We start from the raw sequence: 13,467 nt of genomic DNA on the forward strand, positions 1-13,467 counted from the left end.
TATATTATAAAAACATGGAGGAGTATTATGCTCAGAGTATGGTTTGGCGACAGGGATAATGTAATATATAATACATCAGTGTATTTTAGTAATCGGTATAAAGATGGCTGGATTACAGATGATTTTGCAATGGCTGTTATTAAAGATATTGACAGGTCGGAGGTTTTGGATTCCCATACTATTAAAAGTCCTGTACTTGGACAAATTCCACCGGATAAATTATCAGGTGGGGTAAAAGCTTTGATTTTAATGAAAAATGAATCAACAAAAACATTTAATGCTTCAAACTGTGGAGATAATTGTGCAAAGTGGATTCTAAAGCTTGGAAAGGAAAGAGATTTTACCATAGCTTTATATCATATAATGGATTTTGGAAAGAAAGATTTTGAGATTCGTATTCTTAATAATAAAAATAAAAAGCTTATTGTACATAATATGAGAGAGTTTTTGGATGTTGCGAATGATTATCTTAAGGGGAAGGTAGAATAATGATTGGGAAAATACGTATCAAGGTAAGCAACCAAAGAAACTCTTACGATTTTACATTAAAGCGAAATATTACTATTCTCAGAGGAAATAGCGGCACAGGAAAAACCACATTATATGATATGGTAAGAGATTACAATAATTTGGGAAAAGAAAGTGGAGTAAAAATAAGTGGTGGAAAAATTGCTGTATTGGAAGGGAAAAACTGGGAGAGAGAGCTTGATAATTTAGAGAAGACTGTTGTAGTGATTGATGAAGGAAGCAAATTTATATCCTCACCTGAATTTGCAAAAAAGATAGATGCCTGTGATAATTATTTTCTTCTTATAACGAGGAATTATCTGGAACAACTGCCATATAGTGTGGATGAGATATATAGGATTAAAGGAAGGGGTAAAAATAAGAGTTTAGAAAAAATTTATTTGGATAGAGACAGATTTTATGACAATCCGAATCTTAAAAGATTTCCATTTCATCCGGATCTGATTATTACCGAAGACAGTAATTCGGGGAATCAATTTTTTAAAAATGCAGTTAAAGATATGGGTATAGAATGTATACCTGCAGGAGGAAAGTCCGGTATTAAAAAGCTTCTTGAGGAATATAAAGACTTAAATATTATTGTTGTGGCAGACGGTGCGGCGATAGGACCTGAAATGGAGAGCCTTGTTAAGGCACAGGAACTAAGCTATGGCAAATTGGCATTGTTTTTACCGGAATCGTTTGAATGGCTGATTTTAAAATCAGGTGTAATTGGAGAGATAGAAGAGTTAAATGAAACATATAATTATGTGGACAGTACAAAATATAAAAGTTGGGAACAGTATTTTACACATTTATTAGTGGAACTGAGTAAAAATGACAAGGCTAAAAAATATAATAAAAGCAGATTGCCGAAGTATTATATACAGCCTATTGTAAAGGAAAAGATACTAAATCAGATTCCACATCTTAAACTTGAGCCATAAAAATATTATAAAGCTATTGTAAAAAATACCGTATTTACATAACTATATGAAAATGTTACCTGACTTCCGTCGTTTCTCTCAAAACCTAGTACTCTAGGTGTCCAAGAGCATGCAGTTTTGAAAGAAATTGTCGACTTCAGCTTTGTTTAAATAGAGGGCATCAAGGTTACTAAAACCAACCGGTTTTTTAATCTTTTCGTTAATAGCCTGATCTCTTGATATATTGATATATGTATTATCACCTTTATTTACCACCCTAAAATCACTCATAAAGTTGATCAAGTCATATAGGCTATTAGAAATTTAAAACTTCGGAACTTTCATAGTACTTCGACGGAAGACGGGACTTTGGGTCATGTTGGCTTTTTCATTATTTATAATATATGCTATGTTAATAATTTGAAATATGCTAAAATATATAAGCCAATTGTTTGAATTTATAGTGGACCACTTGAAAAACAAATTTACGGAAGGAGAGTGATATTGAAATGTGCAAGGAATGTTATGCTGATAATAATAGAACAACACCACTTTTAAAGCCATTTGATTGTTTAAAAAATCATATACAATATATTTGTGGTTCTTGTGGTCGTTGCATTTGTATTTCTAAAGATCCAAAGAGAGGATTGCAACGCTGGAATTTCCCCTTTGAGTCATTAGAAATTGCTAAGTTATATTTGAGAACTGCTGATTATACAATGAAAAAATCTTGTGGAATCTATGAGATTAAGAACAAGAATGGTAGATTATCATACAAAATCTTTGCGGATAGTGAAGACTTGCGAGTATATCTAAGAAATAATAAAGATAAAACTTGTGAAATGATGTTTCCTGTTTTCCGTGTGGAAGAATATAAAGAGTATCCAAATACGCAGATTAGAAAATTAACTTTTGACGAAATACAAAAATATATGTCGGAAAGGCAAATTTGCAGTTGACGAGATGATTGGTCTAATGGAGAATTAGAAGTAGTAGAATCAACTCAAAAAGTATTGAGGTATAGTATGTGTGGAATTTCTACCGATTTATATAATAATAAATTTACAGTTTGCTAGTATGGGTAAATTTGAATTTATAAAGGAGAATTTAGATGAAACTGTTTTTGTGTTCGCACTTTTCAAGTGTAGGAAGTTTGATAAAAGAAGAAATTGATAACAAGAAAGTCGCATTTATTCCAACAGCTTCACTGCGTGAAGGCTATACAGGTTATGTTGGCTCGGCTCGAAAACTATTTAAAAAACTTGGAGCAGCCGTAACTGAAATTGATATTTCAACGGAGACTTATTCAACAATAAAGTCTGTTTTTGAAGATGCGGATATTATATATTTTACTGGCGGAAATTCTTTTTTCCTTATGGATCAACTACGCAAAACGGGAACTGATGAGTTGTTGAAGAAAGAATTAGCAAATGGAAAACTCATGATTGGTGAATCGGCAGGTGCGATTATATGTGCTCAAACCATACAATATATTGAACAAATGGACGAGAAGCCGGAGGATTACTCACAAAAAGATGATTTAGGTCTTGATTTGATTGATTTCTATGTTCTTCCGCATTATCTTATGGCACCATTTAAGAAAGTTACCGAGAAAATAATGACTAAGTTTTCGGATTTAAATCTATTACCAATTAACAACCGTCAGGGAATTGTAATTGATGGTGAAGGTTCGAAGGTAATTTGTAAAGACTAATTTGAAAATCTCTGTTTGCCGAGCTGAATAAAATTAAATACGGAAGATGTATCATAGGGATAGTGGAAATAAACTTTTCACCCTAGGAATTTTATTCATTGTTAAGAAAATACAATATTTACATAACTATATGAAAATGGTATACTATGCTTGCAACAAAATAATTTTGCCCTGAAGGGTATATACATATACACTTATTAAGAGTGACGGAGAGTTAAGGATCTGTGATGTCACGGCAACCCCTTTTAGGAAGGTGCCAACCTGAGCGAGAAATCGAGCAATGAGTGGAAACCTTAGTCCACCATTTGGTGGACTTTTTTATATATAAGTGTAAAGATAGGAGAGAAATGGAAGAGAGAAGACTTTTTACTTCAGAATCAGTTACTGAGGGACATCCTGATAAGATGTGCGATCAGATTTCAGATGCAATATTGGATGCATATTTAAGTGCGGACCCGAATTCGAGAGTGGCTTGTGAGACAGCTACAACTACAGGTATGGTACTTGTAATGGGAGAAATCTCATCAAAGGCAACTGTTGATATTCAAAAGATAGTTAGAGAAACTGTAAGAGAAATAGGTTATGACAGAGCAAAATACGGCTTTGACTGTGATACCTGCAGTGTGCTTGTAGCACTTGATGAGCAGTCAAGTGATATAGCAATGGGTGTAGATAAGGCGCTTGAGTCAAGAGAGCATATTGATAAAGAGGATGAGGACAATGGTGCAGGTGACCAGGGACTTATGTTCGGATATGCTACAGATGAAACAAAAGAGTTTATGCCATACCCTATATATCTTGCACATAATCTTGCAAAGAGACTTACACAGGTAAGAAAAGACGGTACTCTTAAGTATCTTAGACCTGACGGCAAGACACAGGTTACAGTAGAGTATGATGAGGAAGGTAAGCCTGTAAGAATAGATACAGTTGTACTTTCCACACAGCATGATGAGGATGTGGAGCAGGAGCAGATTCATACGGATATAAAGAAATATGTATTTGATGAAATAATTCCACAGGATATGGTCGATGAGAATACAAAATACTTTATAAATCCTACAGGTAGATTTGTTATAGGTGGACCTCACGGAGACTCCGGACTTACAGGAAGAAAGATAATAGTGGATACTTACGGCGGTTATGCAAGACATGGCGGAGGTGCTTTCTCAGGTAAGGACAGTACTAAGGTGGACAGATCGGCAGCTTATGCAGCAAGATATGTTGCAAAGAATATAGTAGCTGCAGGACTTGCAAAGAAATGTGAGATTCAGTTATCTTATGCTATCGGTGTGGCTCATCCTACATCTATTTCAGTAGATACATTCGGAACAGGAAAGATAAGTGACAGTGCAATAGTTGAGCTTATCAGAAAGCATTTTGATTTAAGACCTACCGCAATCATAAAGATGCTTGATCTCAGAAAGCCTATTTTCAAGCAGACTGCGGCATACGGACATTTTGGAAGAGATGATTTGAGTCTTCCATGGGAAAGACTTGATAAGGTAGAAGAACTTAAGAAGGCTATCTGATGAAAATCGGCTCCGGTTTATTTTCGATATTTTGCCTTATAATAATCATACCGTCTATACTTCTCATATACAGTATGAATTATGATACTACGGGTAATATAGGTATCTGGCTTACCATTCTTGTAACCATAATAGATATTGTGGCGGTTGTTATGTGGGTTTGGATTTATAAAAGAATCCTTGTTCCTCTGGATAAATTGCAAACCGCCACAAAGAGGATAGCAGACGGAGATTTGGATTACCAATTGGATGAAAAAGATTTTTCGGAAATTCCTTTTTTATATAATGATTTTGAGAGAATGAGAATCAAGTTAAAGGAAGATGAAGAAGAAAAAAAGCGTTCCGAAGATGCGGCAAAAGAGCTGGTAAGTAATATTTCTCATGATTTAAAGACACCGCTTACAGCAATAAGAGGATATGTGGAGGGAATACTTGACGGTGTTGCCTCATCACCTCAAAAGACAAGAGATTACCTGAATACAATATATAATAAGACAAATGATATGACTTCATTGATTGACGAGTTGCTGTATTATTCGCAAGTTGCAGAAAAACACATGTCCTATAAATACGAAAAGATTTATGTAAAAGAATTTTTTGATGAATATGCAAAGGATTTGTATCTGGAACTTGAAACAATAAAAATAAAATTTGAGTATATAGTTAATGTAGGCCGACATACTGTTATAGATATGGATAAAGAACAGATAAAGAGAGCCTTAAACAATATCGTTTCAAATGCTGTGAAATATATGGACAAGGAAGAACCTGAAATTCATTTTAGAGTCACAGAAACGTCGGATGCAATAAATATACAAATCTCGGATAACGGCAGAGGGATAGACGAAAAAGATTTGCCGCATATATTTGAGAGATTTTACAGAAGTGATGTGTCAAGAAATACTAAACTTGGAGGTAGCGGTATAGGACTTTCTATTGTAAAAAAAGTAATAGAAAATCATGAAGGAAGTGTTGTAGCTATGTCTAAACCCGGTGTAGGAACAGAGGTTGGCATAGAGTTAAAGAAGTAGGAGATATAAAATGGGCAAAGTTCTTATAATAGAGGATGAAGTAAGTATAGCTGAGCTGGAAAGGGATTATTTGGAAATATCCGGCTTTGAGGTCGATATTTCAACTGACGGTAAAGAAGGACTTGGAAGAGCGTTAAATGAAAACTATGAGTTGGTATTATTGGATTTGATGCTGCCCGGAGTTGACGGATATGAGATATGTAAGCAGATAAGAGCTGTAAAAGAGATACCTATTATCATGGTCAGTGCAAAAAAGAATGATATTGACAAGATAAGAGGACTTGGACTGGGAGCGGATGATTATATGACCAAGCCTTTTCCCCCCAGTGAACTTGTGGCAAGAGTAAAGGCACATATTAACAGATATGACAGGTTGGCAGGTGTTTTAACAGCAAATAAGGACATTGTAGAAATCAGAGATTTGAAGATAGATGCAGGTTCCAGAAGAGTTTGGGGCTATGGAGAAGAGAAAACACTGACTGCAAAAGAGTTTGATATACTCTACTTCCTTGCAAAACATCCGAACAAGGTATATTCAAAAGAAGATCTCTTTAAAGAAGTATGGGGGCTTGAGTCAATGGGTGATATTTCAACAGTTACCGTACATATCAAAAATATCAGAGAAAAAATAGAGCAGGACAGTTCAAAACCTCAATTTATAGAGACTATTTGGGGTGTTGGATACAGATTTAGAGGATAAAGATAAGGGTCGACAAAGGTCGGCCCTATATTTATACAATAAAATATTCAATAATTAGTACAAGACTGCAACATAGAAGTGCAACCTTAAAAAGATTGGCTCCAAACCACGCTGCAATAATTCCTACAATAAAGCTTACAAGTGCTGCTGATTTTGACATTGTAGCATTTAATATTGCAGGAAAAGTCATTACCGAGAGAGTTACATACGGTACATAGTATAAAAAAGATCTTATAAATGTGTTTTTAATCTTTTTTCTTATTAGTGTAAGAGGAAGTACCCTTATCATATATGTAACTGCAAACATTATAAAAATATAGATCCATTTATTCATCGGCTACTCCGTTCTTTAAAGGAAAGAATATTGCTCCAAGAGCAGATATTATCACAGTTAAAAGTATTGTTTTTATTCCCTCAGATATATGAAAAAATTTAAAAGAGAATATATAGCTGAGTGAAAAGCTGATGATAACCAAAGTAAGTATTATCTTATCAGACTTTGCTGCAGGAACTATTATTGCAATAAACATTCCGTAAAGCGCCACGCTGAAAGCTGAAACCAACCTCACAGGCAATATATTCCCCGCTATTGCACCGAAGAATGTACCGAATGACCATGCGGGCGAGGCGACAAGCATTACACCGAAGGTGTAGTACGGATTTATATCTCCGGGTCTTGCAATGGATACGGCAAAGACCTCATCAGTCAGCATATGTGCGATTATAAATATATGGTGAAGAGGTGTATCCTTTCTTATTCTCTGGCTCATGGCAATACTCATTAAAAGATATCTGGCGTTTGCTATGAGAGTGATAACGGCGATTTCTATGTAAGTTGAAGATACGGCAATCATTGAAAAACCGGCATATTCCCCTGCAGAGGCATTGTTTAGAAAACTTGCTATTAGTCCTTGAAAAGGGGACAGCCCTGATTTTGTAGCCATTATTCCAAGAGAAAATGATACGGCAAAGTATCCGAGAGCAATCGGAATACCGTCTCTGATGCCGAGAAAGAAAATTTCTTTATTTTTGCTGAATTTATACTCCATAAAAAACCTTCTAAAAAATGATGTATCTATTGTACTACAAAAATTGTATTGTGGAATAAAAATTTATACCGATTTCAGTATAATCGATTTGGCAGAATAAAAGCTTGCATTGTCTTTATTATAAAAAAATGTTATGATTAAGTATCTTAGATGTGTTATGGACCTCAATAGCATATTTGGGAGATATTAAAAATATCTATAAAACTACGAAAAGTATTTACTCTTTCATAGTTAAGTGGCAGGACCACAGTATAAAGTCTTTTGACGATAAAATGATTGGAGGGTTATATGAACAAAGGTCAAATCAATACAAATCTTGGTCAGATAAGCATAAATCCGGATGTTATAGCATTCTATGTAGGAATACAGGCGGTTGAATGCTTCGGTATAGTTGGTATGGCGGCAGTTTCTGTAACAGACGGTATATCAAGGCTTTTGAAGAGAGAAAATCTCACAAAGGGCATCAGTGTAAAAATAGAGGATAATAAGTTGATTTTGGATTTCCATATCATAGTTGCGTATGGACTTAGCATAAGTGCTATAACTCAAAATCTAATAGAGACTATCCAGTATAAGGCGGAGAAGTTTACCGGAATGGAAGTAAAGAAAATAAATATATTCGTAGAAGGTGTACGAATAATAGACTAAGGAGGATTTTTTGTGAGTCTAGAGCAGATTGATGCACAATCACTAAAGAGTGCTTTTATAACAGGAGCAAAAAGCTTAGAAGCAAAAAAAGAATGGATAAATGAACTGAATGTGTTCCCGGTTCCTGACGGAGATACCGGTACAAATATGACAATGACAATAATGTCGGCGGCAAAGACATTGGCGGCTGAAGAAGGCGATGACATTGCATCTATGTGTAAGGCAATAGCACAGGGCTCATTGCGTGGTGCCAGAGGAAACTCAGGTGTTATACTTTCACAGCTTTTTAGAGGTGCAGCCAAGATATTAAAGGAGTCACCTGTTGTAGATGTGTTTGAAATTGCACTTGCATTTGATAAGGCAAGTGAGACTGCATATAAGGCGGTAATGAAGCCGAAAGAGGGTACAATACTTACAGTTGCAAGAGCAATGGGTGAAAAGGCCCTTGAAATACATGATGAATATGATGATATTATCGCATTTTTGGAAGCTGTATTGGCATATGGTGATGAGACTTTAAAGAAAACACCTGAGATGTTACCTGTACTGAAGAAAGCCGGAGTGGTAGACTCAGGCGGTCAGGGACTTATGGTTATACTTCACGGTATACTTGAAGGCCTTAAGGGAAATGTGATAGAGCTTGGCGATGTGGTACTTTCAACAAAGACTGAGGGTAGTGCAAACGGTGCCGCAAGAGAGGATATCGATACTTCAGATATCAAGTTCGGATACTGTACAGAGTTTATTGTAAATTTAAATAAGGAATTTACAGATAAGGATGAAGAGGAGTTTAAAGAATTCCTTACTTCAATCGGTGATTCACTTGTATGTGTAGCTGATGATGAAGTGGTTAAGATTCATGTGCATACAAACGATCCGGGATTGGCTATTCAAAGAGGATTGACTTTTGGTGAGCTTACCAATCTTAAGATTGATAATATGCGTGAAGAGCATAGAGAGAGAGTTATCAAGGGAGTTGATCAAATCCTTGAATCTCAAAAGAAGAAAAAGAAAATGGGAGTTATAAGTGTCAGTGCAGGTAGCGGTCTTACATCAATTTTTAAAGAAATAGGAGTTGATGTGGTTGTTGAAGGCGGACAGACAATGAATCCGAGTACAGAGGATATCTTGAATGCCGTAGAGCATTTGAACGCTGAAACTATATATATATTACCTAATAATAAAAATATTATTTTGGCGGCTGAGCAGGCGGCTAAAATAGTTGAAGATAAGAAGGTTGTAGTAATACCTACCAAGACTATTCCTCAGGGAATTACAGCGATGATAAGTCTTTCAGAGGACAGAAGCGCTGAGGAAAATCTTGAAAATGCTACTGAAGAGATTTCAAATGTGAAGTCGGCTCAGATCACCTATGCGGTAAGAAATACCACTATTGACGATGTTGAAATACATGAAAATGATGTTATGGCATTGGGAGACAGTGGAATAATAGGTGTAGATAAGAGCATTGATTCAGCTGTAGACAAGGCACTTGCCAATATGATTGATGATTCAAGTGAATTGGTATGCCTTTACTATGGCGAGGAAGTAAGTGAAGAGGATGCTACCAAGTTATGCGATGAATTGGTTGGCAAATACGAGAATGTAGAGTTTGAATTACATTTTGGAGGACAGCCTGTTTACTACTATTTCATATCTGTAGAATAAGATTTTTAATAACTAGGTCTGTCAAATATCTGATTTGGCGACCTAGTTAAAACTTTGTAGGGAGGTAGGCTTGATAGATATATCTGTAAAAAATATAAAGGGCGTAGGAGCAAAAACAGCAGAATATTTGGAAAAGCTTGATATAAAGACCGTTAAGGGTCTTTTGAAACATTATCCTATAAGATATTTGGAATACAAAGCTCCTACAAAAATTTCAGAAGCAAACAAGGATGAGGAAATAGTTATAAAGGCTACAATCACTAAGAGCATATCACTTACCGGTCCGAACAGAAAAATAGCTGTAACGAAAGTTACAGACTTTATTGATGTATTAGATGTAATATGGTATAATTCCCCATACCTTAGGGCAACCCTAAAGCAGGGTGAGAGTTATATTTTTGTGGGGAAATTCTCAAAGAGAAGCAAGAATACGCTTGAACATCCTACAATTTATACCATAGATGAATACAAGAAAAAGATAGGCAGTTTTAAGCCTATATATGCACTTACGGCAGGTATAAATAATAATGCAATGGAGAAGCTGATAAAATCGGCTTTTGAATATATAGATGACAAGGATTTTGAAGAATACTTACCTGAGAGCATACTTAAAGAGTTTTCTTTGGAAGACAGAAATAAAGCTGTTAGAAATATTCATGATCCTATAAGTAAGTCAAGTCTTTTTGAATCTAAAAAAAGGCTGGCTTTTGATGATTTCTTCAGATTCTTATATGGAATGAAACTTTTGAAAAATAAAAGGCTCAGAGTAAAATCGAAAAATATAGTATCAAAAGAAATCAAATATTTGGAAGAAATAAAGTCCACTCTGCCGTTTAAGCTCACAGATTCACAAAATAATGTGATAGATGAAATTTTAAACGATATGTCAAGAGGTGTGGTTACAAATAGATTGATACAGGGAGATGTAGGCTCGGGAAAGACCGTTGTGGCTTTGATATGCCTATATATGGCTGTAAAATCGGGTTTTCAAGGTGTTGTTATGGTGCCTACCGAAGTTTTGGCAAAACAGCATTTTAAATCCATGTCAGAGACATTGGGGAACTTGGAAAATCCTCCTAAAATAGGGATTCTAACAGGTTCTATGACAAAGAAAGAACATTTGGCAGTCTATGAAAAAATAGAAGCCGGTGAGATTGATATTGTAGTCGGTACACATGCTCTGCTAGTGGAAGATGTGAAGTTTAAAAATCTCGGACTTGTCGTAACAGATGAGCAGCATCGCTTCGGTGTAAGGCAGAGAACAACTCTTTCAGATAAGGGAGAGGATGTTCATGTACTTGTAATGTCGGCTACACCGATACCGAGGACACTTGCAATTATACTTTATGGTGATCTGGATATTTCCACTATAGAAACAAAACCTGTGGGCAGATTACCTATAAAGAATGCTGTTATCACGGAAAATGACAGGGAAAAAGCCTACAGGCATATATCACTTGAAATAGGTAAAGGACATCAGGCATATATAATCTGTCCCATGGTTGAAGAGAGTGAGAACATCGAGGCGGAGAATGTAATAGAGTACAGTAAGAAAATAGCAGATAAATTTTCACAAAATTGTAAGATAGAAGTGTTACATGGGAGACTGCAACAGAAAGAAAAAGATGATATAATGTCTCGGTATGTAAATAAAGAGATAGATATTTTAGTTTCTACAACTGTAATCGAAGTTGGTGTGGATGTGCCTAATGCAACAGTTATCATGATTGAAAATGCCGAAAGGTTCGGACTTGCGACTCTTCATCAGCTTCGAGGCAGAGTCGGAAGAAGCGAATTACAATCTTATGCCATATTTGTCAGAACTTCAAATTCAAATATTGCAAAAAAGAGACTGGAAATTATAGGAAATTCTAATGACGGATTTTATATTGCATCAAGGGATCTTGTTTTAAGAGGCCCGGGAGAGCTTTTCGGTCTTGCACAAAGCGGAGAACTTGATTTTGGAATTGCGGATATATACAATGACAATGATATATTTGAGATGGCAAAAAAAGCTGTGGATATGGTGCAAAACGAGAATATAGGGGAAGAAGAAAGTAAAAAGCTTGAAGAAAGAATAAATAACTACATGGATTTACATTATAAAAAGTTAGCACTTTAATAGGAGTAGTATGGCTGAGAATAAAAAAGAACCAAGAAAAAGAGGTAAAAAAGAGAAGAAGGGAAATAAGTTTGCACTCTGTGTGGCGGTGCTTGGAATTGTATTCATAGCGGGTTGCTATACTGTAAAAGCAAACACTTACAGGACAAAATTTTTCCCACATACAATAATAAACGGCATAGATGCTTCGGAAAAAACCGTTGATGAAGTCAGACAGGTGATGTCCAAGCAGATAGATAATTTTGAGAGTAAAATAAGATCAAGAGATAACAATGATGAGATAATAAAGGGAAGTGATGTAGGTCTTGCCTTTGTTGAGGACTCTTCACTTGAGGATTTATTACATCAGCAAAACAGTATGGCATGGATTGCAAATATGAGCGGTGAAAAGGACTTGAAAATCAAATCCTCATTTACGGTGGATGACAACAAGTTTGAGGAAACCGTTTCAAAACTGAGAGCGTTTGACGAGTCCAAATTTGTTGCGCCTGTAGATGCGAAAATTTCCGATTTTGTTCAGGGTTCGGGATACTCCATCATACCTGAAGTTGAGGGAAATACACTTGATGTAAAGAAGGCAAAAGAGTATATAAAGAGTCAGCTCATCGTTTTAAACGATGATATAAATCTTGACTATGAAGAAAACGACTTGTATGAAAAGCCGGCAAAAAGATCGGACGATCCTACACTTAACCTTGCACTTACAAATTTGAACAAGTATATATCTGCCAGAATTTCATATGATAAGCTCAATGTTTTGAACGGTGATACTATACATAAATGGTTAACTGTAAACAGTGACGGATCTGTAAATATATCGGATGAGGGAGTTGCTTCATTTGTAAAGACAATTTCAAATGCTTATAACACTGTAGGTAAGCCGAAAACATTGAAGACATCTTACGGTCCTACCGTAACAATATCAGGGGGATCATACGGATGGAAAGTTGATGCCGAAAAGGAAAAGGCAACTATAAAATCTCTTATCGAGGCAGGTGAGACCACAAAGAGAGAACCCGAGTTCTCAAGAAAAGCGGCTTCACACGGTGAGAATGACTACGGCAATTCATATGTTGAAGTAAACCTTACAACTCAGCATATGTTTTTAATAAAGAACGGTTCAAAGGTACTTGAGAGTGATTTTGTATCGGGCAATATCGCAAAGAACTGGACTACACCTCCGGGTGCATTCCCGCTTACTTATAAGACCAGAAATGCAACTTTAAAGGGTGAAGGATATTCAACTCCGGTAGATTATTGGATGCCTTTTAACGGAGGTATCGGTTTTCATGATGCACCGTGGAGATCAGCTTTCGGAGGTCAAATATACAGAACTTCAGGTTCACACGGTTGTGTAAACCTTCCGCCTGCAATAGCAAAGCAATTATACGATTACGTTGACAGCGGTTTTCCTGTACTTTGCTACAATTTGGCACCGACTGTCGCCGCTCCTGCACCTACAGAATCCTCATCTTCAAGTGAGAGCAGTGCGACAGAGGCAACTGTAGAGCCGATAGGCGACACTACACAGGCAGGAGAAATCAAATCCGCTGTTGAAATAGGACAGTAA

General features: G+C 36.1%; 13 protein-coding genes, 1 pseudogene and 1 riboswitch. Of the genes and pseudogenes, 11 read left to right on the forward strand and 3 right to left on the reverse strand.

Annotation, left to right across the window (positions count from 1 at the left end; translation table 11 throughout):
- Nucleotides 1-27 precede the first annotated feature (27 nt).
- Together HMPREF1135_RS01365 and HMPREF1135_RS01370 are read left to right on the forward strand one after the other, a co-directional pair.
- A complete protein-coding gene (locus tag HMPREF1135_RS01365) occupies nucleotides 28-489 on the forward strand; it encodes a DUF4869 domain-containing protein (protein ID WP_007591177.1) in 462 nt (153 codons plus the stop codon).
- Nucleotides 489-1,454, forward strand: coding sequence for a hypothetical protein (locus HMPREF1135_RS01370; protein WP_007591180.1), 966 nt, complete (start codon nucleotides 489-491; stop codon nucleotides 1,452-1,454). The genes HMPREF1135_RS01365 and HMPREF1135_RS01370 overlap by 1 nt, the downstream gene beginning before the upstream one ends.
- 93 nt (nucleotides 1,455-1,547) lie before the next feature.
- Here HMPREF1135_RS01370 and HMPREF1135_RS14515 read toward each other — a convergent pair.
- Nucleotides 1,548-1,742: pseudogene (locus HMPREF1135_RS14515) on the reverse strand (IS1634 family transposase); the annotation flags it as partial.
- 200 nt (nucleotides 1,743-1,942) lie between these two features.
- Between HMPREF1135_RS14515 and HMPREF1135_RS01375 the strand changes: the two are divergent.
- From HMPREF1135_RS01375 to HMPREF1135_RS01395, 5 genes are all read left to right on the forward strand, one after another.
- On the forward strand, nucleotides 1,943-2,392 hold the full coding sequence (locus HMPREF1135_RS01375; RefSeq protein WP_007591182.1) for a hypothetical protein: 450 nt from the start codon (nucleotides 1,943-1,945) through the stop codon (nucleotides 2,390-2,392).
- Nucleotides 2,393-2,544: 152 nt separating this feature from the next.
- Nucleotides 2,545-3,147, forward strand: a complete 603-nt coding sequence (locus tag HMPREF1135_RS01380) for a Type 1 glutamine amidotransferase-like domain-containing protein (protein WP_007591184.1) — start codon at nucleotides 2,545-2,547, stop codon at nucleotides 3,145-3,147.
- A gap of 191 nt (nucleotides 3,148-3,338) precedes the next feature.
- A riboswitch (SAM riboswitch) is annotated at nucleotides 3,339-3,434 on the forward strand.
- A gap of 60 nt (nucleotides 3,435-3,494) precedes the next feature.
- On the forward strand, nucleotides 3,495-4,679 hold the full coding sequence (metK, locus tag HMPREF1135_RS01385; RefSeq protein WP_007591195.1) for a methionine adenosyltransferase: 1,185 nt from the start codon (nucleotides 3,495-3,497) through the stop codon (nucleotides 4,677-4,679).
- Nucleotides 4,679-5,710: a sensor histidine kinase gene (locus HMPREF1135_RS01390; RefSeq protein ID WP_007591196.1), complete on the forward strand. Its 1,032-nt coding sequence runs from the start codon at nucleotides 4,679-4,681 to the stop codon at nucleotides 5,708-5,710. The genes metK and HMPREF1135_RS01390 overlap by 1 nt, the downstream gene beginning before the upstream one ends.
- A 10-nt stretch (nucleotides 5,711-5,720) precedes the next feature.
- A complete protein-coding gene (locus HMPREF1135_RS01395) occupies nucleotides 5,721-6,410 on the forward strand; it encodes a response regulator transcription factor (protein WP_007591199.1) in 690 nt (229 codons plus the stop codon).
- 31 nt (nucleotides 6,411-6,441) lie between these two features.
- On the opposite strand, the gene HMPREF1135_RS01400 is transcribed toward HMPREF1135_RS01395, so the two are convergent.
- Together HMPREF1135_RS01400 and HMPREF1135_RS01405 are read right to left on the reverse strand one after the other, a co-directional pair.
- Nucleotides 6,442-6,744, reverse strand: a complete 303-nt coding sequence (locus tag HMPREF1135_RS01400; protein ID WP_007591201.1) for an AzlD domain-containing protein — start codon at nucleotides 6,742-6,744, stop codon at nucleotides 6,442-6,444.
- A complete protein-coding gene (locus HMPREF1135_RS01405) occupies nucleotides 6,737-7,459 on the reverse strand; it encodes an AzlC family ABC transporter permease (protein WP_007591203.1) in 723 nt (240 codons plus the stop codon). The genes HMPREF1135_RS01400 and HMPREF1135_RS01405 overlap by 8 nt, the downstream gene beginning before the upstream one ends.
- Nucleotides 7,460-7,747: 288 nt before the next feature.
- On the opposite strand from HMPREF1135_RS01405, the gene HMPREF1135_RS01410 reads away from it, so the two are divergent.
- The 4 genes from HMPREF1135_RS01410 to HMPREF1135_RS01425 all read left to right on the forward strand — a co-directional run bounded on the left by HMPREF1135_RS01410 (nucleotide 7,748) and on the right by HMPREF1135_RS01425 (nucleotide 13,467).
- Complete coding sequence (locus HMPREF1135_RS01410) at nucleotides 7,748-8,107, forward strand: Asp23/Gls24 family envelope stress response protein (protein ID WP_007591205.1); 360 nt, start codon at nucleotides 7,748-7,750, stop codon at nucleotides 8,105-8,107.
- Between the two features lie 12 nt (nucleotides 8,108-8,119).
- Nucleotides 8,120-9,775, forward strand: coding sequence for a DAK2 domain-containing protein (locus tag HMPREF1135_RS01415; protein WP_007591207.1), 1,656 nt, complete (start codon nucleotides 8,120-8,122; stop codon nucleotides 9,773-9,775).
- A gap of 70 nt (nucleotides 9,776-9,845) precedes the next feature.
- Nucleotides 9,846-11,897 carry an ATP-dependent DNA helicase RecG gene (gene recG / locus HMPREF1135_RS01420; RefSeq protein ID WP_007591209.1) on the forward strand — a complete coding sequence of 684 codons (2,052 nt, stop codon included), beginning with the start codon at nucleotides 9,846-9,848 and terminating at the stop codon, nucleotides 11,895-11,897.
- A gap of 10 nt (nucleotides 11,898-11,907) precedes the next feature.
- Entirely contained in the window at nucleotides 11,908-13,467 is a 1,560-nt protein-coding gene (locus tag HMPREF1135_RS01425; protein WP_007591211.1) for a L,D-transpeptidase family protein, read from the forward strand.

This window comes from Lachnoanaerobaculum sp. OBRC5-5 (genome assembly GCF_000296385.1).
Lineage (GTDB): Bacteria > Bacillota > Clostridia > Lachnospirales > Lachnospiraceae > Lachnoanaerobaculum.

What these genes read in the sequence shown, in the direction of transcription:
- HMPREF1135_RS01405 (WP_007591203.1), bottom strand. Translation starts at nt 7,459, where the DNA reads ATGGAGTATAAATTCAGCAAAAATAAAGAAATTTTCTTTCTCGGCATC.
- HMPREF1135_RS01380 (WP_007591184.1), top strand. Translation starts at nt 2,545, where the DNA reads ATGAAACTGTTTTTGTGTTCGCACTTTTCAAGTGTAGGAAGTTTGATA.
- HMPREF1135_RS01390 (WP_007591196.1), top strand. Translation starts at nt 4,679, where the DNA reads ATGAAAATCGGCTCCGGTTTATTTTCGATATTTTGCCTTATAATAATC.
- HMPREF1135_RS01395 (WP_007591199.1), top strand. Translation starts at nt 5,721, where the DNA reads ATGGGCAAAGTTCTTATAATAGAGGATGAAGTAAGTATAGCTGAGCTG.
- HMPREF1135_RS01425 (WP_007591211.1), top strand. Translation starts at nt 11,908, where the DNA reads ATGGCTGAGAATAAAAAAGAACCAAGAAAAAGAGGTAAAAAAGAGAAG.
- HMPREF1135_RS01365 (WP_007591177.1), top strand. Translation starts at nt 28, where the DNA reads ATGCTCAGAGTATGGTTTGGCGACAGGGATAATGTAATATATAATACA.
- HMPREF1135_RS01410 (WP_007591205.1), top strand. Translation starts at nt 7,748, where the DNA reads ATGAACAAAGGTCAAATCAATACAAATCTTGGTCAGATAAGCATAAAT.
- HMPREF1135_RS01370 (WP_007591180.1), top strand. Translation starts at nt 489, where the DNA reads ATGATTGGGAAAATACGTATCAAGGTAAGCAACCAAAGAAACTCTTAC.
- HMPREF1135_RS01400 (WP_007591201.1), bottom strand. Translation starts at nt 6,744, where the DNA reads ATGAATAAATGGATCTATATTTTTATAATGTTTGCAGTTACATATATG.
- metK (WP_007591195.1), top strand. Translation starts at nt 3,495, where the DNA reads ATGGAAGAGAGAAGACTTTTTACTTCAGAATCAGTTACTGAGGGACAT.
- HMPREF1135_RS01375 (WP_007591182.1), top strand. Translation starts at nt 1,943, where the DNA reads ATGTGCAAGGAATGTTATGCTGATAATAATAGAACAACACCACTTTTA.